Origin of the sequence: Citrobacter sp. Cm038 (assembly GCF_030333105.1) — a bacterium.
Lineage (GTDB): Bacteria > Pseudomonadota > Gammaproteobacteria > Enterobacterales > Enterobacteriaceae > Citrobacter > Citrobacter murliniae.
This window is the reverse complement of sequence record NZ_JAOWGO010000025.1, coordinates 263,154-288,313: the sequence shown is the minus strand read 5'-3', so window position 1 is coordinate 288,313 and position 25,160 is coordinate 263,154. Positions and strand designations below refer to the sequence as shown.

The window sequence follows — 25,160 nt, the reverse complement described above, 5'->3', positions numbered from 1 at the left end:
GGAGTATGCTGATGGCAACGCCGAAAAATACATGGCTGCTGCGTCTTGCCCCCTGGTTTTTACCAGTAAGTCTGGTGACGCTCTGGCAATTGGCATCCTCAATGGGCTGGCTGTCCACCCGTATTCTGCCCTCTCCAGAGGGTGTTATAGAGGCCTTCTGGACGCTCTCATCCAGCGGTGAACTTTGGCAGCATCTGGCGATCAGCTCCTGGCGGGCGCTGATCGGGTTTTCAATCGGTGGATCCATTGGACTGACGCTGGGGCTGATAAGTGGTTTATCCCGCTGGGGCGAACGCCTGCTGGATACCTCCGTACAGATGCTGCGTAATGTGCCACACCTGGCGCTGATCCCACTGGTGATTTTGTGGTTCGGTATAGATGAATCCGCCAAGATCTTTCTCGTCGCGTTGGGTACCCTGTTCCCGATTTACATTAACACCTGGCACGGGATCCGCAATATCGATCGCGGGCTGGTGGAGATGGCTCGCAGCTATGGTTTATCCGGCGTTTCACTTTTTATTCATGTCATCTTACCCGGTGCCCTGCCCTCAATTATGGTCGGTGTGCGTTTTGCCCTCGGGCTGATGTGGCTAACGCTGATCGTGGCAGAAACAATTTCCGCTAATGCCGGAATTGGCTATCTGGCGATGAACGCCCGCGAATTTTTGCAAACGGATGTGGTGGTGGTGGCGATCATTCTTTACGCCCTGCTTGGCAAACTTGCCGACGTCAGCGCGCAATTGCTGGAGCGTATCTGGCTACGCTGGAACCCGGCTTACCACGTGAAGGAGGCTACAGTATGAATACTGCTCGTTTAAATCAGGGAACGCCGCTTTTGCTAAGCGCCGTGACGAAACGCTACGCCGGGAATACGGTACTGAATCAGTTAGATTTGCATATTCCCGCAGGGCAATTTGTTGCGGTAGTCGGTCGCAGCGGCGGTGGAAAAAGTACTTTATTGCGGCTGCTTGCTGGGCTGGAATCGCCCACCGCAGGTGAGTTACTTGCCGGAATCACTCCACTGGCTGATATTCAGGATGACACTCGAATGATGTTTCAGGATGCCCGCCTGCTGCCGTGGAAATCCGTGATCGATAACGTGGGTCTGGGCCTCAAAGGTAACTGGCGAGATGCTGCCTGCAAGGCACTAACCGCAGTAGGGCTGGAAAACAGGGCGACAGAGTGGCCTGCTGCTCTTTCTGGTGGACAAAAACAGCGCGTCGCACTGGCGCGTGCATTGATACACCGGCCCGGCCTACTGCTGCTCGACGAACCGCTCGGTGCGCTGGATGCATTAACCCGCCTCGAAATGCAGGATCTGATTGTTTCGTTGTGGCAGGAACACGGATTTACCGTTTTGTTGGTGACGCATGATGTTAGCGAGGCTGTAGCAATGGCCGATCGCGTGTTGCTGATTGAAGACGGGAAAATCGGACTGGATCTGACTGTAGATATTCCGCGTCCGCGTCGGCTGGGGTCGGTACGATTAGCCGAGCTTGAAGCGGAGGTATTGAATCGGGTCATGCAACGCGGATATACGGAGCAGCCGGTTCGTCGACACGGCTGATAATGCCGGATGGTGATACAACCATCCGGCAAAATTATCAGGCTAACGCTTTGGTGATCTTCTCGAACAGGTCGCCAGAGAGATTCTCCAGTCCTTTCAATTGCTCCAGCGCTGCACGCATCTTCGCCTGTCGTTTTGCATCATAACGTTTTAAACGAATCAGCGGTTCAATCAGACGAGAGGCAACCTGTGGATTTCGGCTGTTCAGCTCGGTCAGCATGTCGACCAGGAACTGATAACCGCTGCCATCTTCTGCATGGAATGCCGCCGGGTTGCTGCCCGCGAAAGCGCCAATCAAAGAACGGATACGGTTTGGGTTGCTCATGCTAAAGGAGCGATGCTGCAACAGGCCACGTACCGTTCCCAGCACATTGTCCGCCGGGCTGGTGGATTGCAGGATAAACCATTTATCCATTACCAGGCCATCATGATGCCACTTGTCGTCATACTCCTGCATCAATGCATCACGGCACGGCAACTGCGCTGCTACTGCTGCAGACAGAGCCGCCAGCGAATCAGTCATATTATTGGCTTCGCGGTACTGCTTACTAACCAGGGTATCCGCCAGATGGGTTTCACCAAAAGCCAGGAAACGCAGGCAGGCATTGCGCAGAGTGCGCTTACCAATATCGGCATGTTCAACACGGTATTCATCAAGATGATTGGCGTTATAAATTGCCAGGAATTCATCTGCCAGTTCGGTTGCCAGCGTACGGGTTAGCGCCTCACGTACTTCCGTAATCGCCACTGGATCGATAATCTCAAACAGCTCAGCAATTTCATTCACCGAAGGTAGCGTCAGGATCTCTGCCGCCAGAGCCGGATCGATTTTCTCATCCAGCAGAATCGCGCGGAATGCGTCGGCAACATGTACCGGCAGCGACAATGGCTGTCCCTGCTGATGACGGGCAACGTTCAGCTTAATGTACGTCGCCAGCAGGCTTTGCGCTGCGTCCCAACGAGAGAAATCGTTGCGTGCGTGACGCATCAGGAACGTCAACTGCTGATCGCTCCATTTATATTCCAGCTTCACCGGTGCGGAGAATTCGCACAGCAGTGCCGGAACTGGCTGGAAGTAGACATTATCAAAGACGAATGTTTGCTCAGCCTGCGTGACGTTGAGCACCGAATTCACCGGGTGCCCGCCTTTTTGCAATGGGATCACTTTACCTTCGTTGTCGTACAACTCAATGGCAAAAGGAATGTGCAATGGCTGCTTTTCCGCCTGATCCGGCGTAGCTGGCGTACGTTGACTGATAGTCAGCGTGTACTGCTCTGTTGTTGGATTATAGTCATCACGCACTGTCACAATGGGCGTTCCGGACTGGCTGTACCAGCGGCGGAAATGTGAGAGATCGACATTTGAGGCATCTTCCATCGCCTGAACAAAATCGTCACAGGTCGCGGCGCTACCGTCATGGCGTTCGAAATAGAGCTGCATCCCTTTCTGGAAATTAGCCTCACCCAGCAAGGTGTGGATCATGCGAATCACTTCTGCACCCTTTTCGTACACGGTCAGGGTATAGAAGTTGTTCATTTCGATGACCATGTCCGGGCGGATAGGATGCGCCATCGGGCTGGCATCTTCGGCAAACTGCAAACCACGCATGGTACGCACGTTGCTGATGCGATTGACCGCACGGGAACCCAGATCGGAGCTGAACTCCTGATCGCGGAACACGGTTAAACCTTCTTTCAGGCTTAACTGGAACCAGTCGCGGCAGGTCACGCGATTGCCAGTCCAGTTGTGGAAATATTCATGGCCAATGACGCGCTCAATATCGAGGTAGTCTTTGTCGGTGGCGGTATCAGTACGCGCCAGAACATATTTGGAGTTAAAGATGTTCAGACCTTTATTCTCCATCGCGCCCATATTGAAGAAGTCCACTGCGACAATCATGTAGATGTCGAGGTCATACTCCAGGCCAAAACGCTCCTCATCCCATTTCATGGAGTTTTTCAGGGAGGTCATTGCCCACGGTGCGCGGTCCAGATTGCCGCGATCGACGTACAATTCCAGCGCCACGTCACGCCCGGAACGGGTCGTAAAGGTGTCGCTCAGCACGTCAAAATCACCGGCTACCAGCGCGAACAGATAACACGGTTTCGGGAACGGATCCTGCCACTGGACCCAGTGACGACCGTTATCCAGCTCACCCTGAGCAATACGGTTTCCGTTAGAAAGCAGGAAAGGATATTTGGTTTTATCAGCGATGATCTTAGTGGTAAACCGCGCCAGCACGTCCGGACGGTCAAGATACCAGGTAATGTGACGGAAACCTTCCGCTTCACACTGTGTACAAAGTGCATCGCCGGACTGATACAGCCCTTCCAGCGCGGTATTTTTCGCCGGGCTGATCTCATTTACGATACACAGGGTAAAACGTTCCGGCAGGTGACTAATGACCAGAGCACCCTCTTCTTCTTTATACTCTGTCCACGGCACATCGTTCACGTGGATTGACACCAGGGTCAAGTCTTCGCCATTCAGGCGAAGAGGAGCATCAGACGCACCATGGCGGACAGCCTGGCTCAGTGCTGTGACCACGGTTTTTTCAGCATCCAGGTCAAAGGTCAAGTCAATATCAGTAATCTGGTAATCCGGTGCACGATAGTCGTGACGGTATTTGGCTTGTGGCTGTTGTGTCATAAAAAACCTTTAGCATCTTTTATAGAGTCTCGGCTTCAGTCTATTCCTGTTGCGTAAATCGCGCTACGCAGAATGTTCATCTTTTCAGGCACAAACACCCTTTTTGCTACATTTTAATAACACGAGGCACAAAATGCCCTCGACCAGAAAGAGCGCTTATGGTGTGATCGGGGTTCAATAAATCGCTAAACAGGGTATACTCCAGCGGTTTTCTTAGTTGTTTATTGTACTAAACGCTCCCGTGAGAGGATGCTACTGCGCACCTATGACACAATTCGCTTCTCCTGTTCTGCACTCGCTGCTGGATACAGACGCTTATAAGTTGCATATGCAGCAAGCCGTTTTTCACCACTACTATGATGTACAAGTAGCGGCTGAATTTCGTTGCCGTGGCGATGACCTGCTCGGTATTTATGCCGATACTATTCGAGAGCAGGTGAATGCTATGCAGCACCTGCGACTTCAGGAGGACGAGTACCAGTGGCTCTCCGGCCTGCCCTTCTTTAAAGCTGACTACCTTACCTGGTTACGCGATTTCCGCTACAACCCGGAACAAGTCTGCGTCACCAACGATAATGGTAAGTTGAATATCCGCTTAACCGGCCCGTGGCGTGAAGTGATCATGTGGGAAGTCCCTCTGCTCGCGGTCATCAGCGAACTGGTGCACCGTTACCGTTCGCCAGAATCTGGCGTACCGCAGGCACTGGATGAGCTGGAAGGCAAACTAGTCGAATTCTCTGCTTTAACGAAAGATATCGATATGTCCCGCTTCCATCTGATGGATTTCGGCACGCGTCGTCGTTTTTCTCGTGAAGTACAGCAGGCAATTGTTGAACGTCTCCAGCAGGAACCGTGGTTTGTTGGCACCAGTAACTACGATCTTGCCCGTCGTCTGTCATTAACGCCGATGGGAACCCAGGCGCATGAATGGTTCCAGGCGCATCAGCAAATCAGCCCCGAACTGGCTACCAGCCAGCGCGTTGCGCTTGCTGCATGGCTTAATGAATACCCCGACCAACTCGGCATCGCTCTGACCGACTGCATTACCATGGACGCGTTTTTACGCGACTTTGGCGTTGAGTTTGCTACCCGCTATCAGGGCTTACGCCATGACTCAGGCGATCCGGTGGAATGGGGTGAAAAAGCCATCGCGCATTACGAGAAACTGGGGATTGATCCGCTCAGCAAAACGCTGGTGTTCTCAGATAATCTCGACTTGAAGAAAGCGATTGAACTCTATCGTCACTTCTCTTCTCGCGTACAACTGAGTTTTGGCATCGGGACGCGCTTAACCTGCAACATCCCCCAGGTTAAGCCGCTGAATATTGTAATCAAGCTGGTTGAATGCAACGGTAAGCCGGTGGCAAAGTTATCTGACAGTCCGGGTAAAACAATCTGCCACGATAAAGCATTTGTCCGCGCATTGCGCAAAGCCTTTGACCTTCCACATATCAAAAAAGCCAGTTAATCCCTTCAGGGAGTCGTTTCGACTCCCTTTTAACGTTTATTTCTGAAATCTTTCACTCCAGCTACGAATTCTGCTTGTCTGATTGCAGATGCCAGGTAACATAGGTATCCCCCCCATTACGGGTGGACATGTGTTTATATATCCGACTATTAACAGAGAGAATATTATGAGCGTTGTGCCTGTAGCCGACGTACTCCAGGGCCGCGTAGCCGTTGACAGCGAAGTCACCGTGCGCGGATGGGTACGTACCCGCCGAGATTCAAAAGCTGGCATCTCCTTCCTCGCCGTTTATGACGGTTCCTGCTTTGATCCTGTACAGGCCGTCATCAATAATTCTCTGCCCAATTACAATCTGGACGTATTACGCCTGACGACGGGTTGTTCAGTTATCGTAACGGGTAAAGTCGTTGCGTCACCGGGACAGGGACAGAGCTTTGAAATTCAGGCCACTGAGGTTGAAGTAGCTGGCTGGGTTGAAGATCCTGATACCTATCCAATGGCAGCAAAGCGTCACAGCATTGAGTATCTGCGTGAAGTGGCTCACATGCGTCCTCGTACCAACATGATTGGTGCTGTCGCGCGTGTACGTCATACGCTGGCGCAAGCGCTGCATCGCTTTTTCCATGAGCAGGGTTTCTTTTGGGTCTCCACGCCGCTGATCACTGCCTCCGATACCGAAGGTGCTGGTGAAATGTTCCGCGTGTCTACGCTGGATCTGGAAAACCTGCCGCGTAACGATCAGGGCAAAGTCGATTTCGACAAAGATTTCTTTGGTAAAGAAGCTTTCCTGACTGTTTCCGGTCAGTTGAACGGCGAAACCTACGCCTGCGCCCTGTCCAAAATTTATACATTTGGACCAACTTTCCGTGCAGAAAACTCCAACACCAGCCGCCACCTGGCAGAGTTCTGGATGCTGGAGCCGGAAGTGGCTTTCGCCGATCTGAACGATGTAGCAGGACTGGCTGAAGCCATGCTGAAGTACGCGTTCAAGGCCGTACTGGAAGAACGTGCAGATGATATGAAATTCTTCGCAGAACGTGTCGACAAAGACGCGGTTTCACGTCTGGAGCGTTTCATTGAGGCAGATTTTGCGCAGGTTGATTACACCGATGCGGTGGGCATCCTCGAAAAATGCGGCAAAAAGTTCGAGAACCCGGTTTACTGGGGGGTGGACTTATCTTCCGAGCATGAACGTTACCTCGCCGAAGAGCACTTTAAAGCTCCGGTGGTCGTTAAAAACTACCCGAAAGACATTAAAGCGTTTTACATGCGCCTTAACGAAGACGGTAAAACCGTTGCTGCGATGGACGTACTGGCACCAGGAATCGGTGAAATCATCGGTGGTTCTCAGCGTGAAGAGCGTCTGGACGTGCTTGATGCCCGTATGCTGGAGATGGGACTGAACAAAGAAGATTACTGGTGGTATCGCGATCTGCGTCGTTATGGCACCGTTCCGCATTCCGGTTTCGGTCTGGGCTTTGAGCGTCTAATCGCTTATGTCACTGGCGTACAAAACGTCCGTGATGTTATCCCGTTCCCGCGTACTCCGCGTAACGCCAGCTTCTAATCCAGAATTTTTAAACCTATAAGGCCAGCAATGCTGGCCTTTTTTATATTCAGACTCGCATTACTCCTTAAACACAATCCCAAAACTCTCCCATCCTGTTACTTAATATTTCCCTGCAACATATTTGCACAAAAAATAATCACTGATTTTATTGTGGATTAGCATTTTCTGATTATATAGCACATTTTTTAACCAACCACATGGCATTCTGGACGTCTATAAATAGTCAAGTGTAAAAATGGATCTTTCTCATATGACACAGGGAAAATGCCATTAGCAAAATTAAGTATAAGGAAATCATATAAATAGAAATAAACGGAGCAATTTTAAGCACAGAGACAGCCGAAATTTGAAGTCGTTCACAAAGTTGCACAAAAATAACATTTAGTTACACATTTTTTCTTTTTGAAACTAAATCTTTATATTTGTAGCACTTTGACGGTAGCGGAACGGTAGTTTGAATGGAAAGATGCCTGTCAGACACATAAAGACACCAAACTCTCATCAATAGTTCCGTAAATTTTTATTGACGGAATTTATTGGCGGCAGTGGCAGGTGTCATATAAAAACCGATGAGGGTAATAAATAATGATGAAGCGCAATATTCTGGCAGTGGTTATCCCTGCTCTGCTGGTAGCCGGGGCAGCTAACGCTGCAGAAATCTACAACAAAGATGGCAACAAAGTAGACCTGTATGGTAAAGCAGTAGGTCTGCACTATTTTTCCAAGCACAACGGTGACAATGCCTACGCCGCTAACGGCGACCAGACATATGCCCGTCTTGGTTTCAAAGGGGAAACTCAGATCAATTCCGATCTGACCGGTTACGGTCAGTGGGAATACAACTTTGCTGGTAACAACGCTGAAGGCTCAAATGCTCAGGACGGTAACAAAACCCGTCTGGCATTCGCTGGTCTGAAATTCGGTGATGCTGGTTCCTTCGACTACGGTCGTAACTATGGCGTCGTTTACGATGCACTGGGTTACACCGATATGCTGCCAGAATTCGGTGGTGATACTGCCGCTTCTGACCAGTTCTTCTCACAGCGTAACGGTGGTCTCGCAACTTACCGTAACTCCAACTTCTTCGGTCTGGTTGAAGGCCTGAGCTTCGCTGTCCAGTACCTGGGCAAAAACGAGCGTGATGACGTTCGTCGCTCTAACGGTGACGGCGTTGGCGGTTCTGTAAGCTACGAATTCGATGGTTTCGGTATCGTGGGTGCTTACGGTGCAGCAGATCGTACTGATGCACAACAGAACCCGACTCTGCGTGGTCATGGCGATAAAGCTGAACAATGGGCGACCGGCTTGAAATACGATGCTAACAGCATCTACCTGGCGGCGAACTACAGCGAAACCCGCAACGCTACCCGTATTTCTAATGGCTATGCTAACAAAACTGAAGACGTGCTGTTAGTTGCTCAGTATCAGTTCGACTTCGGTCTGCGCCCGTCCATCGCCTATACCAAATCTAAAGGTAAGGATATCGAAGGCATTGGTGACGTAGATCTGGTGAACTACTTCGAAGTGGGTGCGACTTACTACTTCAACAAAAACATGTCCACCTATGTTGATTACATCATCAACCAGATCGATTCTGACAACAAACTGGGCGTAGGCTCTGACGACACCGTTGCAGTTGGTATCGTTTACCAGTTCTAATAGCAGACCTCTTTGTTAAATGCCTAAAAAACAGGACTTCGGTCCTGTTTTTTTATCTGTGCCAGCGGATTCTTGCGTCTTCAAAAAACCCCTCTGCTTTTTGTCAGTAACGGTTGGCATTTTGTAAATCTACCGTTAACCTGATAGCGGACTTCCCTTCTGTAATCACAATGGAACCTCGTCATGTTTGAGAACATTACCGCCGCTCCTGCCGACCCTATTTTAGGTCTGGCTGATTTGTTTCGTGCCGATGACCGCCCAGGAAAAATCAACCTTGGGATTGGTGTATATAAAGATGAGACAGGCAAAACGCCGGTGCTGACCAGCGTTAAAAAAGCCGAGCAGTATATACTGGAAAATGAAACCACCAAAAACTACCTTGGCATTGACGGTATTCCAGAGTTTGGTCGTTGCACTCAGGAATTGCTGTTTGGTAAAGGTAGCGTTCTGATTAACGACAAACGCGCACGTACAGCACAGACCCCTGGCGGTACCGGTGCATTGCGTGTGGCTGCTGATTTCCTGGCAAAACACACCGCAACCAAACGCGTATGGGTGAGTAATCCAAGCTGGCCAAACCATAAGAGCGTATTTAACTCTGCTGGTCTGGAAGTACGTGAATACAACTATTACGATGCGGCAAACCATTCTTTAGACTTTGATGCGCTGCTGGCAAGCCTTAGTGAAGCGCAGGCAGGTGACGTGGTGTTATTCCACGGTTGCTGCCATAACCCAACCGGTATTGATCCTACACTGGAACAGTGGCAGACGCTGGCGCAACTGTCTGTCGAAAAAGGCTGGTTACCGCTGTTCGACTTCGCTTATCAGGGCTTTGCCCGTGGCCTGGAAGAAGATGCTGAAGGCCTGCGCGCATTCGCAGCGTTACATAAAGAGCTTGTTGTCGCCAGCTCCTATTCCAAAAACTTTGGTCTGTACAATGAGCGCGTAGGCGCCTGTACGCTGGTTGCTGCCGATGCCGAAACCGTCGATCGCGCATTCAGCCAGATGAAGTCTGTCATTCGTGCCAACTATTCCAACCCACCAGCACACGGTGCGTCAGTTGTGGCAACCATCCTGAGCAATGATGCCCTGCGCGCTATCTGGGAGCAGGAACTGACCGATATGCGTCAACGCATTCAGCGCATGCGTCTGCTGTTTGTTAATACACTGCAGGAGAAAGGTGCAAACCGCGACTTCAGCTTTATCATTAAACAGAACGGCATGTTCTCATTCAGTGGCCTGACAAAAGAGCAGGTTCTGCGTCTGCGTGAAGAGTTCGGTGTTTATGCCGTAGCGTCCGGACGTGTAAACGTTGCAGGAATGACGCCAGATAACATGGCGCCACTGTGCGAAGCGATTGTTGCTGTGCTGTAAGCTATTGAGCACTAAAAAGGCCGCAATAGCGGCCTTTTTCATTTATCGGAGTAGATTACCAGACTGGCATTTCATCTTGCAGGAACGGATTATGTAGCCGTTCGTTGCCCAACGTCGAAAGTGGGCCGTGCCCCGGAATAAACGTCACATCATCACCCAGCGGCAATAATTTACGTTTAATCGAATCGATCAACTGGCTGTGATCCCCACGTGGAAAATCACTGCGTCCAACGCCACCTTTGAAAATCACATCACCTGAAATCAGTAACTGTGACTGTTCATCAAAGAAGACCACATGTCCCGGGGTATGACCCGGACAATGCAACACCTGTAGCGTCACATTCCCAACGCTTACTCTATCGCCTTCGTTCAACCAGCGATCGGGCGTCAACGGCTCGCAGTCTCCCAGACCAAACATACGACTCTGAGCGGGAAGCCCCTGCAACCAGAACTCATCTTCTTTTTCCGGACCGATAACCGGTACGCCGTAGTGTTGCGCCAGTTCAGACGCTGCACCTACATGGTCAAGATGACCGTGCGTAAGCAGGATCTGCATTAGCGTCAGGCCGCTGGCATCCACTTCCTGTTTGATTTTCTCAGCATCGCCGCCGGGATCGACCAGCGCAGCCAGACGGGTTTGCTCACACCAGATCAGCGAGCAATTCTGGGCGAATGCAGTGACCGGAATAATACGATAGTTCATACGGCTCCTGTTTCATTAAGCTTATGGATCACCAGTGACGCGCCGGTCCGGTGTCAATATGCACAAAGTTACTGCGTGGGTAGTATCCTACACCACCTGCGCGCATAGATAACGCAGCTTTGCGAATATTACTTAATGCGATGCCTTCAATATGGAAATCCATGGCCTGCCCTTTCGTGTGGTAGCTTTTCTTTGCCACACCACGGCTGTGCGCACGTAATTCATTATTGGTATCAATAGAGCGGTAACCAGAAATAAGCTGTACGGGTTTACGCGTGCCCAGAAGGCCTTGCAGACGGAAGAGTTGATCGAACAATCCCGGGTCGATGGATTTCACTTTATTCGCGCGAAAATCACGGAAAAAGTGATTAAGTTTAGCTAATTCGTCCTGAATATAGCCCCTGCCATCAAAAAACTCTGCTTTAATTGACTCTCCGGTATGAAGGTTATTCAGAGTCAAAATGCGCGGACGTGGGGTAGAGAGTGTAGCAAACGCAGGCGTAGGCAGGATGGCAGCGCCGAGGGCAATGCCACCAAGCGCCAGCAATTTGCGGCGATTAGCGTCAAATTTGTCCATGGTATTAAGTCTACAGGTCAATGTTATCGTATGTATGCTTCAGCGCACGCGGGAAACCTTATCTGGCTAAGTAGTCCACGTCAAGGCTCCCAACCCCAGGAAACACGGGGCTTACAGCCATTTTGCCCCGTTTCCAGCATAACTTACGACAATCATTTTCCTCGAACTGCTTAATTTATCTGATTAATTGTTCAGCTTTTGACACAATTTGTGCACTGGATCGCGCCGTCAGATCGTAATTGTAAATATCTGTACGATATTGGGTACGACCATCGGCTCCAACAAATGCAGTCAGGTAGTAGAGATTGACTGGAATATTCTGGCGAATATTCACATACCGGGTATCCCCCTGCTTCAGAGCATCCGAGATCCGCGTATCATTCCAGCCCGCATCCTGCAGCAGCATATTCGCCAGTTCAGAAGCCTTATTGACGCGCACACAACCAGAGCTCAGCGCGCGAGTATCTTTCTGGAACAACGTATGATTCGGCGTATCATGCAGATAGATAGCATCTGAACTTGGCATATTGAATTTATATCGTCCCAATGAGTTGCGCGCGCCCGGCGCTTGCTGGAAGCGGAACGGCAGATTTGAAGGCGTAATGGTTGCCCAATCGACCTGCCATGGATCTATCGCCTCTTTGCTGTTCCAGCCACGCATCACGGTATATCCGTGGCGCTCAAGATATCCCGGATCGTTCCATACCTTGGGCAGAATATCTTTACGTGCCAGCGTCGGTGGGACGTTCCATGGTGGGTTAACGACCACGTTATTCAGCGCACTGCTCATCATCGGCGTTTTACGGTCAGGTCGCCCGACGATAACGCGGGACGCCAGCACCTGATTACCATTCTGATAATAAACCAGTGAATAAGCGGGAATATTGACCATGATACCGGTCGATAAATCACCCGGCAGCAGACGCAAACGCTGAATATTCAGGGCCAGCACGCCGGCACGCTGCGCTGGAGTCACGTTCAACCAGTCACGGGTGGCAGGTCCAATCGTACCGTCGGCCCCAAGACCTTGCCAGGCCTGAAAACGCTTCACCGCGTCGACAAGCTCACGATCGTAAGCGCTACGCCCTTCTTTTGCTGCCGTGCTGACTGACGCATCCAGCATCCCGGTACGCCGCAAAATTTCACGCAGCGCCGGAATGTCTTTACTCCACTCACCCGGGCGCAGCGTAGTCGTGCTGGTTAATTGCGGCCAGGGGCGTGAATCCCCCACCAGCTTCAGCAATGACTCATGCATCACTGAATACTGCGGATGCTGAGGCGTCAGGCTGGCAATAAACGAGGTTAACTGACCATTATCGAGGGCCACCTGCCATTGGTTAATCACCGAGAGCGGCGGCGTCGCCAGCGCATAAGGCTTATCGCTGTAAAGCCAGCGGTTACCTTTAACGGGGATATTGGCAATGAAGTGAAGATAGCCCATCATCGCGTCAGAAAGAACAGCATCCCGCGCCAGCCCCGTTACGCCTGGATCGGTCAGTAACGCTACCCAGGTGTTAAACTGCGGCTGAAAACCGGCAATAGCCACCTCGGCTAACTGTTGCTGAAAAGCTTTTACCGCATCACGATTTTCCCACATCGGTTTCATTTCGCGTGCGGCGTACAGCAGTTCCAGTTGGCTCATATAAACCGGCGTATAACCTGCCGGAAGTTGAGATTGTAATTCTGCGCGGGCTTTATCCACAGACACGCCATCCGGCAGAGGTTGAATCCCCGCCATAATGGCTGTCGCAAAAGATTGTGCCTGCGGTTGTGATAGCGCGGTTGGCTGTTCACTAACAACCGCAGAGCTGTCACCAGGAATCATTTCAGGCTCATCGGCCTGTGCGTTGAACAGTGGAGCGAATGTTACGGCCAGGCACAAACTGATTGCCGACAGCCGACGACCACACATTTTATTAAGCAACATCCCTTGCCCCCTGTTTTCTTTATCATACTCTGAATAGCCAGGCCGCATGCTCATCTCCATTCATCATGGGCTGGACCTGAAAAACGCCAATACAATCTAAAGTATGACGAGCAAGCCTGGTTTACTCGTCAGGCTTACCTTCAGTATATAAACATCAAAAATTTTTTGCCTGACCTAATGTAAAGAAGTTTAAAGAAATTTCACCCAGCAAACCGGGTTTTCATAAAAGAATAAAGCGGCCTTTTGGCCGCTTTATTACTTATACTTAGCTTGCCTGCGAGGAGGCATCTTCGATTCCCGGCAGCGGCTCCGGTAACTGAGGTGCAAATCCGCGCAGGCCAACCACATGAACGTGCTCGGTATTCTGGAAGACCTTACGCACCAGTTTATAGGTGGTGCCTTTCTCAGGACTGATGTTTTCCGGCGCAGCGATAATAAGCTGCATCTGCAACCTCTCGCAAAGCTCAAACAGGGTCGCGATAGAGCGCGCATCCAGTCGGGCTGCTTCATCAAGGAACAGCAGGCGACATGGGGAAATATCTTTCCCGCGCAGCCTACGGCCTTCATCTTCCCAGCTTTGCACAACCATCACCAAAATCGACATCCCGGTTCCGATCGCTTCACCCGTTGACAGAGCACCGGATTCAGCACGCAACCAGCCGTCGGAACCACGGTTAACTTCGACTTCCATTTCCAGATAGTTACGGTAGTCCAGTAGTTCTTCACCGATGGTTTGCGGCGTGCGTTGTCCCATGTCTATCTGCGGATTAAGACGCTGATACAGCTTCGCCAGCGCTTCGGAGAAGGTCAGACGGTTGCTGTTAAACAGATCCTGATGCTGTTCATGTTGCTCAGAAAGTACATCCAGCAAGGTGGCATGCGTTTCACGCACATTCACGTTCAGACGAACGCTGTTCACCTGACCGAACGATACGCTTTGCAGTCCCTGGTTCAGCATACGAATACGGTTTTGCTCGCGCTGGATAGTCTTACGGATGATGTTCGCCACGCTGCGTGAGCTGATCGCCAGCTTCTGTTCGCGGGAGGTTAATTCTTCCGTCAGGCGGCTCAGCTCAATTTCCATCTGTTCGATGGCCTCAACCGGATCGTCGGTACGAATAATATCCTGACGGATACGTTCGCGCAGATGCTGATAAACCGCTACAAAGAACTGAATTTTACGTTCTGGCCGTTTTGGATCTTCAGACATGCGCAGCACGTCACGCAAATGTTCGTTATCTGCCACCGCCAGACGCAACGCCCCCAGCGCCTTATCCGACATCGAACGCAATTCATCACCGGAAAGATAAGCCAGTTCACGACGGTGCAGACGGCGTTCAACACCGTTATCTTTCACCATCCGCATCACCGCGCACCACCCGGCTTTCGCCGTGACTACCTGCTCACGCATTTCGTGATAATCCCGCTCCAGCTTACGCAACCTGCGGGTTAAGTTATCCATCTCTGCTTCGCAGAAGGTGAGCGCTTTTTCCAGCTGGTTTCGGCGCGCACGGTTGTTGCTCAACTGTGCATGCAGTTCATCACGACGAATACGCGCGCGTTCTTCCGCGCCGCTGTCAGCGCGAACACCGATATCCTGCAGTTCGCGTTGTAAATCGTTCAGCAGCTCTTTTTTGGTGTCGTAGGAACTTTTCAGTGAGGCCATGACCTGGCTGTACTGGCTCAACTGTGCAGCATGGCTGCGCAGCGCTTCACGGGCGCGAGTACGCTCCGCTTCCGCATGTTCCAGACGTTCGCGTAGCTTCTCGTTCAGATCGCTATTGCCGTTAAGCATTTCAGCAGAGTCAGAATAGCTAAAATGCGCCCGACGCTGTACGACTTCGGTCAGCGCGAAAGCCTGTTGACGTGCATCACGCTGTACCTGCTGGGAATACGCGTAGTCTTCTTTGAGTTGTTCAAACTGCTCGGGGTCATTTTGCAGAACCGAAACGATCGGTTCCAGTTTGACCAGTTGATTGCCATGCTGCTGAACAAAGCGTGCCGCTTCCTCGGCTTCATCCAGGCGTTCGCGAATTTCGTCCACGCGATCGGCGAGCGTATCATCTGCCAGCAGATTCAATCGCGGCAACAGGCGGTTCAGGGCAGAGACGCCCTCTTTCGCCTGTTCAAACTGCATACGCTGCTGTTGGTTATCATTTTCATGATTGGTCAACGCACGTTCCAGTTCTACACGACGGCTGTTTAATTGACGAATTTCCGCTTCCGGGTCGGCTTCAAACGCAACCGACAGATGGCTACCGATAAAACGGCTAAACGCCTGATGCAAACGCTGAGTTTTCTGGACGTCAAAAGAGAGCGTGGCGAAACGTTCGGACAGCCCCTCACGTTCAGCATGCAGGGTTTCAATGCGGCTCTCCCGCGCGGCACGACCAAAAATTGGTACTGTCGGGAAGCGGGAATAACGCCACTGACGTTCAGCGGTTTTCACCACCACCGCTTTTTCCAGCTCATCCACGCTGAAGACGCTGTCATCGAACGACTGCGGATCCCCTTCGATGAAATAGAGATCTTCCGGGCAATCTGTCAGTCCTTCGAGTTGCCCGGTGATGAGTGAGAGATCCGGCACAACAATGGCATGGCGTGACGGACCATACAGCGCGGAGAAGTACGGTGCATCTTCAAGGCTAACGTCGTCATAGATTTCAGACAGCAACACGCCGCCGAAGCGTTCCGCCAGCGCATTCAGACGTTGATCTTCCGCACCACCCGGCTGGCTTAAGCGCTCAATCTCTTCATCGACGGCGTTTTTACGCGCACCGACTTCATCACGCTCAACAATGGCTTCACGTTCGCGTTCCAGCAGTTGTTGCAGATATTCAGTAACCTCCTGGCTGGAGGTGAACTCTTCGCCGCACTGCTCGCTGAGCTGATTCAGGCTATTTTGCGCCGCCAGCCAGACAGGAGCACGTTGCATTAAATGCTGAATGCGGGATTGCAGTTGCTCCTGCTCCTGACGCAGCGTCATACGCTGTTCGCTGGCAGACGACACGCTATCAGACAAGGAAGCGATACGAGCTTCCAGCTCCTGATGCAGGGCTTCCAGCTCATCAATATCGAAATGTTTGCCCTGACGTTTACAGAACTCCGCCAGCAGACGTTCCGCTTCCTGTTGTTCGCGCAGGCGCTGTTCCAGCTCACCCAGGCGCATACGCAGCGGTTGAACCTGTTCCGCCAGATGACGCTGCTCAACACCTTCACGCAACAATTCACGTGCAACGCTCCAGGCTTCCCCGCGCGCCAGTGGGCCGTTGATCGCCACTACCAACTGGTAAGCCTGTTCGAACTGACTGTGCGCGGTTTGCGCCACACTCATTTTCTGTTCCAGCGTCAGCAGTTTTTCAGTAGCTTCTTGCTCTTTTGCCTGGAAGGTTTCCAGCCATTCCGCCGCGCTGTCCGCCGTCAGATCCGGTAAATGGCAGAGCTCTTTAGCCCGGCTCAACGCCTGAATCGCCTGGGTGTACTGAATGGCTCGTGTTTGCTGAACGTCCAGCGCTTGCTGGTAATCGGCAAGCTGGCTTTTCAGCTCATCCACTTCCAGTTCGGCGGCTTCCGCACGAGCCTCATTTTCATCCTGGCGGTCAGCGGCTTCCGCTACCACTTCATTTTGTTCTTCGAGGCGGATCTGCAACTCTTCGAGATCCGCTTCATAGCGTTCGATTTTTTCCTGCTGCCGGAGCGCGGTTTGCACCAGATTCAGGTGATCGCTGGCCGCCTGATAATCGGCTTCAAGGTCGCCTTCCGCACCGTTATGTTCGCCCAGCTCGCGCGCCATCTCGACATGCTTGTACTGTTCCGCCGCCAGCTGTTTGCGCGAGGTATACAACTCGCGACGATATTCCAGCGCTTTATCCAGATGAATGCGACGCTCGTTGGCGTGGCGCATATAGTCCGCCGCCACATAGTTCGTTGCCTCGCTGATCAGGTGCTTAAACAAGTCGCGGTCAGACTGAGTTACGCGTATTGCTTCCAGCGTCATGCGGTTTTCCCGCAATGCGGCTTCCATATCCTGGAACGCTTTACGCACCCCGCCGTTTTCTGGCAACAGATAGTCGCGCAGTGAACGGGTAATGGCGCTGGAAATCCCGCCGTACAGTGAAGCTTCGATCAGGCGATAGAATTTACTACGGTCGGAAGCTGAGCGCAGACGACGGGCGATGATGCCCAAATCGAACATCAGTGAGTGGTAATCGGTTATTGAGTTGAACTGCTTAAACTGCACGCCTTCCATCTCATCGAGCTTCTCTTTCAGCTCAGGAAGAGACAGGACGCGAGCCTGGCGCTCGTTCAGCGTTTCCGTTACCAGCTCGGTTGGCTGTACCGACATCGGCAGCCCCTGAATGGCAAACGGCTTGATATCAACTTTACGGTCGCGCCCGGCCACCTGTTGCAGACGAACGCCGACGACTACGCGCTGATGACGCGAGTTGAGGACATCGAGCATGGAGTAGCAGACACCCGCTTTTAGCTTACCGTGCAGGCCTTTATCACGTGAACCGCTGGTCGCACCGGCTTCCGTGGTGTTACGGAAATGCAGCAGGGTTAAGTCCGGGATTAACGCCGTAACAAACGCCGCCATGGTAGTGGATTTACCCGCACCGTTACCCCCCGACAAGGTGGTAACCAGTTCATCGAGATCAAACGTACGGGCAAAAAAACCATTCCAGTTAATCAGCGTAAGTGAGCGAAATTTACCGCGTTCAATCATTATTCTTCCTCTCCACTGTCCGGCTGATTCTCTTCTGGCTCATCATTGAGTTGCAGGCGGTTTTCGACCGACATCGCTTCACCATCACGAATTAAGCGACGCTGCGCTTCGCGCGGATCGTCGCCGCTGCGAACATCCGCGCCAAAGCGGAAAACAGATTCCGTAATACGGAATTTGCTGCTGTCATGGCCCATAAACCACACCATACCTAAGCGACGCAGGCGGTTGAGAGAAGAACGCACCTTTTCCTGCAGCTTCTGGCGGTCAACGTCCGAACCCGTAGAGCGGTTATTCACCAGTCTGAGCAATTTTGCTTCGTCAGCCAGCGTCAGCAGTTCGTCATACAGCTCCTGCTGGGTAAAAATCCCTTCATTCGCCAGGCGTTCCGGGCTGAGATAGAGATAACAAAGAATTTTACCCACCATCATATCCAGTTCAGACAAGACGGAACGCGGAATGAGCGTCGTCGAACGCGGACGAAGGTAGAAAAAACCCTCCGGAGCACGGATCAATTCCACGTTATAGCGGCTGTAAAACTCTTCAAAGTATTCCTGAAAATCCATCAGGAAGGCATGATTGTCCAGCTCATCCAGGCCAATGTGTCGACCCGAACGCAATGCGCTGTCCAGCGCCGGAAATAACGGATTCGCCAGCGCTTGCGCCAGCTTAACCGGCATCACTTTTTCAATATTTGTCAATGACATGCGCCTGTACCTTGGCTCCGTAATCATTAATCGGCTGCCATTTGGCTGGCAGTCCGGTGAAATCTGCTTGCGCTACGCCAAGGCGTACCGCCTGATCGATAACAATACGCGCTACGTCGAAGTGACGCGCACGTGGGTATTGCGCCAGATACTCGCGCACTACCAAACCGAGATCCAGTGGCGTTTGTCTGGATTTATAGATAGCCAACTGTTCTTCAATAATCGCCGCCAGTTGTTCGCGGATCTCGTTAAATTCTTCATATTCCAGGTCCGGCGGAAGCTCCCCGGTAACCTCTTCATCACGCAACACCATCTCTTCGTCACGCATGTCCAGCAATCGGTCGGCATTGGCATAAGTCAATGCCCACGGATCGTCAAAATATGTCTGGACAGACTGGCGCAAGCGCTGGGCAAAGACGCGGTTTTTATCCATATCAATCGCGGTGCGGATAAATTTATGTACGTGTCGATCGTAGCCAATCCACAAATCAATGGATTGCTGGCCCCAACTAATAATTCGGTCAAGTTTGCTTTGTAAGTCAAATACCAGACGGTCAACGAAATGCAGGTCGTCATGCGTCATCGTGGCATCCTGAATACGCAACAGATTAGCCTGTAGCTTATCACCCGCCGCTTCCAGCGTGTCCTGCAACTCACGCAGCGTACCGGAAGTTTCAGACAGCAGCATTTCACAGCTGGAAATTGCAGCCCGCCAGTCTTTATTCAGCAATTGCGCAATGTCATCTTTAACCTGTTGCTGTTGCTCATCCATAATGCGCTGCGTCAGATCGATGCTGTCAAAAATTTCCGCTACCGAGTATTTCAGCGGAGCGTAAACGTTGCGGTGCCAGTGGAACTCATCGCCGCCTTCATCCGCCGCGTCTGCTGCACGCTTTAGCTCACCTGCCACAATCGACAACTGCATTGACAGCCGCAATGTGGAGAATTCTCGCTGGCGAATATAGTAATCGGTGATGCCAATCCCGAGCGGCGTCAAACGATAAATGGCGTTCCCTTCCGCCTGTTCGCTGGTAAAGCGGTTCAGCAGACGTTGACGTACCATATCGTTGATCGCGTTGTTGGCGCGAACGCCGATGGTTTCGCTGGTTTGCTCAAACGCATCACTCACATGGCGGAACGCATCCACCAGTTCACCTTCACTCATCTCGCCGTCCAGTCGTTCGCCGTTTAGCGTAGCCACAGCCAACAGGAACGAAAGTCTGTCTACCGGCAGAGAGATAGAGAAGTCATTTTTTCTGGCCCAGGCAACCAGTTCGGGGACTGTCTGGGAAAATTCACTCATAAGTTATCCTTGCATCTGCGGTTTGCGCGCGGTGACATGAATATAACGACCAAGGCTGATATACGGCTCCTGGCGGCAATAGCGCGTTTCTAACTCAAGTAACATTTCATAACCGTCACGCTGTTTATGCTTTTCTCGCAGATAATCATGAAACACGCGTACGCCAGTCTTACCGGTTATCTGCCAACCGATATCCTCCAGCCACTGGTAAACCTGCTGAGGATCACGCGGGTAGTCTGGTGAAAGCGTACGTTTTTTACGTTTTGGCATCCCAACCTGCACATAGTCAAAATTCCCTGCGACCATGTTATGCATCAACAGACCGTTAGCATTGTAGAACATTAACGACAGCGCGCCGCCGGGACGTAATACCGACCACAGAGTCTGCAGCATGCTGACCGGTTCAGCCACCCACTCCAGCACAGCATGAAACAATATCAGATCAACCGGGCTTTCCAAATGCGAAGCAACGTCCTGAGCGGCGCATTGTATAAAATGCATGTTTCCGCTCACACCTTTTGCCTCTGCCGCCTGTTGCGCACGGGCAATCATCTCGCCGGACAGATCGCATAATGTCACGAAATGCCCACATTCAGCCATTTTGATGGCCGTCTGTCCTTCACCACCGCCGGCGTCCAGAATGTGTAGTTTTTGCCCACCAAACGTCGTCAGTAAGCGATCCAGATCCTGCCAAAGAATAGCCTGTCTCAGTTGACCTTTGGTGGTACCGTAAATGTTACGGGAAAACTTCTCTGCAATGTCATCAAAATTGCGATCCCGCATCGGGCTCTCCACATACTGGCTTTAGGGTGACTAAGTAAAACCGCTATTTTGTCACACCCACGCCGAGAATGAACCTTCCTGGTGTAATATCCCTGCAGATCCCCTGCTGTATGGTTAAAAAAGGAACCAAAAAGGATGCTTTTTACGCTGAAGAAAGTGATTGGCGGTATGATGCTGCCGCTTCCATTGATGCTAATTGTTATGGGCACAGGGCTAGCGCTGGTCTGGTTTAGTCGCTTTCAGAAAACAGGGAAAGTGTTCATCAGCCTGAGCTGGCTCGCGCTGTTACTGCTCAGCTTGCAACCGGTTGCTGATAGTCTGCTTAAACCTATTGAGGACAAATATCCCACCTGGCAAGATACGCAAAAAGTGGAATACATTGTGGTTCTGGGCGGGGGCTATACCTGGAACCCGCAGTGGGCACCGAGTTCTAATCTGATCAATAACAGTCTTCCACGGCTAAATGAGGGGATTCGTCTGTGGCAAGCCAATCCAGGATCAAAGCTGATCTTTACCGGCGCAGCAGCGAAGACCAACAACGTCAGTACCGCAGAAGCGGGGGCGCGCGTGGCCGAGTCGCTGGGCGTTCCTCGCAGTAACATTATTACGCTGGATACACCAAAAGATACCGAGGAAGAAGCTGCTGCGGTAAAACAGGCTATCGGCAACGCGCCTTTCCTGCTGGTGACTTCTGCGTCGCATTTACCGCGAGCGATGATTTTCTTCCAACAAGCCGGGCTGCATCCGCTGCCAGCACCAGCCAACCAGTTGGCAATAGACTCGCCGCTGAATCCGTGGGAACGTGCCATTCCGTCGCCCGTCTGGCTTATGCATAGCGATCGCGTCGGTTACGAAACACTGGGCAGGATCTGGCAGTGGCTGAAAGGCTCGTCAGGCGAGCCAGGGCAGCAGTGATTTGGTCGCCAGGTCAAAATTGGAACGGTTAAAACGACCGGTATTAACCAGTTGCGCAACCTCATCCCACAATACGTACAACCAGCGCCGCCAGATAAACGACTCTGCCACTGGCGCGCGTTGCAGATACTGCCAGAGCAGGCTTTCCGCCAGGGCATTATCCATTAGTCGAAACAGCTCATACTCTCTTGGCGCCCATAGCATCAAACCAGGCCCCACCATTGCCAGAAGCTGATCGCTACGGGCATCTTTGAGCATACTGCGTAAGCTGAAATTACCGTGGATCAGAACGCAGTTATCGTTAAAGCCTTCAAACAACGCTGGCAAACATTCACGGGTGCGAAACAGAATCCGTTTGTCCTGCATTGTAAGGCCGGTATTGTTGAACTGGTTTAACGTGCTCCACAGCACTTCAACTCGTTGGCGATACCAGGATGGCCATAAATTTTCCTGCGTGTTATCCACCGCGCCAACACAGCCTCGACTATCCTGACGATGCCATGACAGCAAACCTTCCACGATCTGATCTTTTAAATGTTCCCAGCGTTCTGGCGTTCGGGCGGGCGCTTCCACTGGCACGCCACGTAAGCGTTCAAGTAACAGAACGTCAGGGCCGGGATGTTCTTCGTGGGTTAATACCCCATAAATGACCGGCATACGTACCGTACCACTGCGCGCCAGCATGGTAGTTTTCCATGCCAACTGCTGTGCCATGCCCGGGGTGGTGAAACTTCGGGCCATCAGCGGCATCGGATTTCCCTGGCTGTCGTACAGTGACCACAGCGCCGTATCTACTTTTTCGTTCACGCATTCTATACGACTGAGTTTTTCGCCCAGCAGATGGCTGAGTTCGGCACGCAACTGTTCCATTTCAGATTGCCCTCATAAATGCTACTGCTTTCATAATGAGCGTCGAATAGACAGATGTCACCCGGATGAGATCAATTGATGAAAAGAAAAGTGGCGGGAAAAGAGTAACGATACGACACCCCTCCCAAAAACGGGTGGAGTGCCGTGAAAAGATTAACGCATTTCGACGCGGACGCGCTCAAGATCTTCGGCCGTATCAACCCCTGTCCCCGGCACTTCTTTGGCGACGGCAACATGAATTTTTTCTCCATACCAAAGCACACGAAGCTGCTCCAGCATTTCAATCTGTTCAAGCGGGCTAGGTTGCCAGTTCACATAGCGACGAATAAAGCCCGCGCGATAACCGTAAATCCCCAGATGGCGCAGAAAAGTATTACCTACGGTTTCCAGGCTTTTTGCAAAACGGTCACGATCCCAGGGAATTGTCGCCCGGGAAAAGTAAAGCGCATACCCTTCAGCATCCAACACTACTTTCACCGCATTCGGATTAAACGCCTCTTCCGCGCTGTGAATGGGGACTGCAAGCGTCGCCATGCCGACCTGTCGTTGCGCCAGATTCTCGGCTACCTGACGAATAATAACCGCCGGGATCATCGGCTCATCACCCTGAACGTTCACAATGACGGTATCGTCGCTAAAACCACATTTTTCGACAACTTCAGCCAGGCGTTCCGTACCAGACTGGTGATCGGCGCGGGTCATGCACACCTCGCCACCAACGGCTTCTACAGCACGCGCAACATCTTCATGATCGGTAGCAACAATAATACGTTCAGCGCCAGATTCACGCGCACGCTCCAGCACATGTACTATCATCGGCTTACCGTTAATATCCAGCAGCGGCTTACCAGGCAGACGTGTGGACGCATAACGCGCAGGAATAATGACCACAAAACTCATGATTTACTCTCATCAGCAGTCAGGACACGAGCTTCCGTTTCCAGCAACACGGGAATTCCCTCTCGCAGTGGGAAAGCAAGGTTATCCAGTTTGCAAATCAGTTCTTGTTTTTCCTGGTTGTACCAGAGTTTGCCATTGCATACCGGGCAGGCAATGATTTCAAGCAGACGATGATCCATAGTTCCTCCAGATGGACCGGATTGTGAATACGTAAATATTAACATAATCGCTTACTGGGCTGGGTCTATTTCCCAGCCCTGACGCAAGTCAGTAAATAAACCGTCAGGACACCTGCCTATCGTGACTCGCACAGCCTGCTGCCAGCGAGCGAAATCATCGATCGCCTGGAACAATCCTTTTTGCAAGGTAACCCCAGGTTTGGCCTCATCCTGCAGCCAAAGAGAAATGACCTCCAGCACGCCTGTTTTTCGGTGCATTTTGGCATCCATACGCCCAACCAACTGTCCCCGATGCAGTAGGGGCAAGACAAAATAGCCATACTGACGTTTCGGTGCTGGCGTGTAGCATTCCAGCCGGTAGCTAAAATCGAACAGCTGTTCAGCCCGTTTACGATCCCAAACCACCGGATCAAATGGCGATAAAACCGTAGTATGGGTCGCTGTTAACTTACCCGCCAGTGCCTGCTCAAGAAGTGGTTGCAGGTCGCTATGGAGCCACAGAGTTCCCAGGCCTTCAACATCTACAGGAATAATTCGTTGTTGCTCTGCCCGTACTTCACACCAGGTTTTTAACGCCGGACGCTGCAAGCGGTAATAGTCTGCCAGCCACTGCTCACGAAAAATACCGAGGCTGCGGGCGCTGTTATCAAGCATGACTATTTCCGCTTCAGCCTTTGAGAGAAGGTCACGATCATCATCCCAGTGCGGCATGACGCGATGCGTTAAATCATAGACTCGCTGGAAATTACGCCGCTCCACCACCATCACCTTCCCGGCGGTGAAAAGTCCTTCAAGATGACGCTTATGCGGTTTCCATTCCCACCAACCGCTGGTTCCCTTACGCGGGTGCTCAAAATCCGCGGATCTTACTGGTCCGTTATGCTGGATATGCTGTAACAGTTGTTCAATCTCATGGGCATGCTCTTTCATCCACTCTGCTTTGTACTTCCAGCCCATTTTCTCAGGAGCCAGCATGCGATGCCGTATCAGCATAAAGTCGCTACGCGGCAGGAAGCAGGCCTCATGTGCCCAGTATTCCATCAGCTCACCGCACAGTAATGATTCATCGAGCCATTGCGGCGAATAGTCACCCAAACGGCTAAACAGCACCAGGTAAGGGCTGCGCGCCACAATATTGATAGTATCGATTTGGAGTAAGGACATTTGCGAAATGGTCGCGAGAATGTCAGCAGAGGTTGCCCGGCGACGAGTTTTTTTCAGTAAACCTTGTGCAGCAAGGTGAAGATGACGGGCATCCTTCAAAGAAAGGTGCGGCAACGACATT

Annotated in this window: 18 protein-coding genes and 1 pseudogene; 7 read left to right on the top strand and 12 right to left on the bottom strand. The window is 51.7% G+C overall.

What is annotated here, in order from left to right; genetic code table 11:
- The first annotated feature begins 11 nt into the window (after positions 1-11).
- Together ssuC and ssuB are read left to right on the top strand one after the other, a co-directional pair.
- Positions 12-803 (top strand): aliphatic sulfonate ABC transporter permease SsuC, encoded by a 792-nt coding sequence (gene ssuC / locus OGY01_RS20855; protein ID WP_045441336.1) that lies wholly within the window; start codon positions 12-14, stop codon positions 801-803.
- Entirely contained in the window at positions 800-1,567 is a 768-nt protein-coding gene (gene ssuB / locus OGY01_RS20850) for an aliphatic sulfonates ABC transporter ATP-binding protein (RefSeq protein ID WP_045441335.1), read from the top strand. The genes ssuC and ssuB overlap by 4 nt, the downstream gene beginning before the upstream one ends.
- A gap of 37 nt (positions 1,568-1,604) precedes the next feature.
- On the opposite strand, the gene pepN is transcribed toward ssuB, so the two are convergent.
- Positions 1,605-4,217: an aminopeptidase N gene (pepN, locus tag OGY01_RS20845; RefSeq protein ID WP_200013114.1), complete on the bottom strand. Its 2,613-nt coding sequence runs from the start codon at positions 4,215-4,217 to the stop codon at positions 1,605-1,607.
- A gap of 265 nt (positions 4,218-4,482) precedes the next feature.
- Here pepN and pncB point away from each other — a divergent pair, with 265 nt between their 5' ends.
- From pncB to aspC, 4 genes are all read left to right on the top strand, one after another.
- On the top strand, positions 4,483-5,685 hold the full coding sequence (pncB, locus tag OGY01_RS20840) for a nicotinate phosphoribosyltransferase (RefSeq protein ID WP_200013115.1): 1,203 nt from the start codon (positions 4,483-4,485) through the stop codon (positions 5,683-5,685).
- Positions 5,686-5,851: 166 nt separating this feature from the next.
- On the top strand, positions 5,852-7,252 hold the full coding sequence (gene asnS / locus OGY01_RS20835) for an asparagine--tRNA ligase (protein WP_045441279.1): 1,401 nt from the start codon (positions 5,852-5,854) through the stop codon (positions 7,250-7,252).
- 588 nt (positions 7,253-7,840) lie between these two features.
- The gene (ompF, locus tag OGY01_RS20830) at positions 7,841-8,914 is read left to right on the top strand and encodes a porin OmpF (RefSeq protein WP_045441278.1); all 1,074 of its coding nucleotides are present in this window, start codon (positions 7,841-7,843) and stop codon (positions 8,912-8,914) included.
- A gap of 183 nt (positions 8,915-9,097) precedes the next feature.
- Positions 9,098-10,288: an aspartate transaminase gene (aspC, locus tag OGY01_RS20825; protein WP_286493616.1), complete on the top strand. Its 1,191-nt coding sequence runs from the start codon at positions 9,098-9,100 to the stop codon at positions 10,286-10,288.
- Positions 10,289-10,343: 55 nt separating this feature from the next.
- On the opposite strand, the gene OGY01_RS20820 is transcribed toward aspC, so the two are convergent.
- The 7 genes and pseudogenes from OGY01_RS20820 to cmoM all read right to left on the bottom strand — a co-directional run bounded on the left by OGY01_RS20820 (position 10,344) and on the right by cmoM (position 21,011).
- The gene (locus OGY01_RS20820; RefSeq protein WP_045441276.1) at positions 10,344-10,991 is read right to left on the bottom strand and encodes an MBL fold metallo-hydrolase; all 648 of its coding nucleotides are present in this window, start codon (positions 10,989-10,991) and stop codon (positions 10,344-10,346) included.
- Between the two features lie 28 nt (positions 10,992-11,019).
- The gene (gene mepK, locus OGY01_RS20815) at positions 11,020-11,568 is read right to left on the bottom strand and encodes a peptidoglycan L,D-endopeptidase MepK (RefSeq protein WP_016152461.1); all 549 of its coding nucleotides are present in this window, start codon (positions 11,566-11,568) and stop codon (positions 11,020-11,022) included.
- A 175-nt stretch (positions 11,569-11,743) separates the two neighbouring features.
- Positions 11,744-13,495 carry a L,D-transpeptidase gene (gene ldtD / locus OGY01_RS20810; RefSeq protein ID WP_225760713.1) on the bottom strand — a complete coding sequence of 584 codons (1,752 nt, stop codon included), beginning with the start codon at positions 13,493-13,495 and terminating at the stop codon, positions 11,744-11,746.
- Between the two features lie 265 nt (positions 13,496-13,760).
- Positions 13,761-18,221, bottom strand: a complete 4,461-nt coding sequence (mukB, locus tag OGY01_RS20805; protein ID WP_286493614.1) for a chromosome partition protein MukB — start codon at positions 18,219-18,221, stop codon at positions 13,761-13,763.
- Positions 18,221-18,925 (bottom strand): chromosome partition protein MukE, encoded by a 705-nt coding sequence (gene mukE, locus OGY01_RS20800; RefSeq protein ID WP_045441273.1) that lies wholly within the window; start codon positions 18,923-18,925, stop codon positions 18,221-18,223. Before mukE ends, mukB begins: the two co-directional genes overlap by 1 nt.
- Positions 18,906-20,228 (bottom strand): chromosome partition protein MukF, encoded by a 1,323-nt coding sequence (mukF, locus tag OGY01_RS20795; RefSeq protein WP_045441272.1) that lies wholly within the window; start codon positions 20,226-20,228, stop codon positions 18,906-18,908. The genes mukE and mukF overlap by 20 nt, the downstream gene beginning before the upstream one ends.
- Positions 20,221-21,011 (bottom strand): annotated as a pseudogene (cmoM, locus tag OGY01_RS20790) (tRNA uridine 5-oxyacetic acid(34) methyltransferase CmoM). The gene mukF and the pseudogene cmoM overlap by 8 nt, the downstream one beginning before the upstream one ends.
- 135 nt (positions 21,012-21,146) lie before the next feature.
- Here cmoM and elyC point away from each other — a divergent pair.
- Entirely contained in the window at positions 21,147-21,926 is a 780-nt protein-coding gene (gene elyC / locus OGY01_RS20785; protein ID WP_045441270.1) for an envelope biogenesis factor ElyC, read from the top strand.
- Here elyC and OGY01_RS20780 read toward each other — a convergent pair.
- From OGY01_RS20780 to OGY01_RS20765, 4 genes are all read right to left on the bottom strand, one after another.
- Complete coding sequence (locus OGY01_RS20780; protein WP_045441269.1) at positions 21,903-22,796, bottom strand: YcbJ family phosphotransferase; 894 nt, start codon at positions 22,794-22,796, stop codon at positions 21,903-21,905. The two genes, elyC and OGY01_RS20780, sit on opposite strands and share 24 nt — an antisense overlap.
- A 153-nt stretch (positions 22,797-22,949) precedes the next feature.
- Complete coding sequence (gene kdsB / locus OGY01_RS20775) at positions 22,950-23,696, bottom strand: 3-deoxy-manno-octulosonate cytidylyltransferase (RefSeq protein ID WP_045441268.1); 747 nt, start codon at positions 23,694-23,696, stop codon at positions 22,950-22,952.
- Complete coding sequence (gene ycaR / locus OGY01_RS20770) at positions 23,693-23,875, bottom strand: protein YcaR (protein WP_045441267.1); 183 nt, start codon at positions 23,873-23,875, stop codon at positions 23,693-23,695. Before ycaR ends, kdsB begins: the two co-directional genes overlap by 4 nt.
- Positions 23,876-23,926: 51 nt before the next feature.
- Positions 23,927-25,159 (bottom strand): winged helix-turn-helix domain-containing protein, encoded by a 1,233-nt coding sequence (locus OGY01_RS20765; RefSeq protein ID WP_200010750.1) that lies wholly within the window; start codon positions 25,157-25,159, stop codon positions 23,927-23,929.
- Position 25,160: the final 1 nt, after the last annotated feature.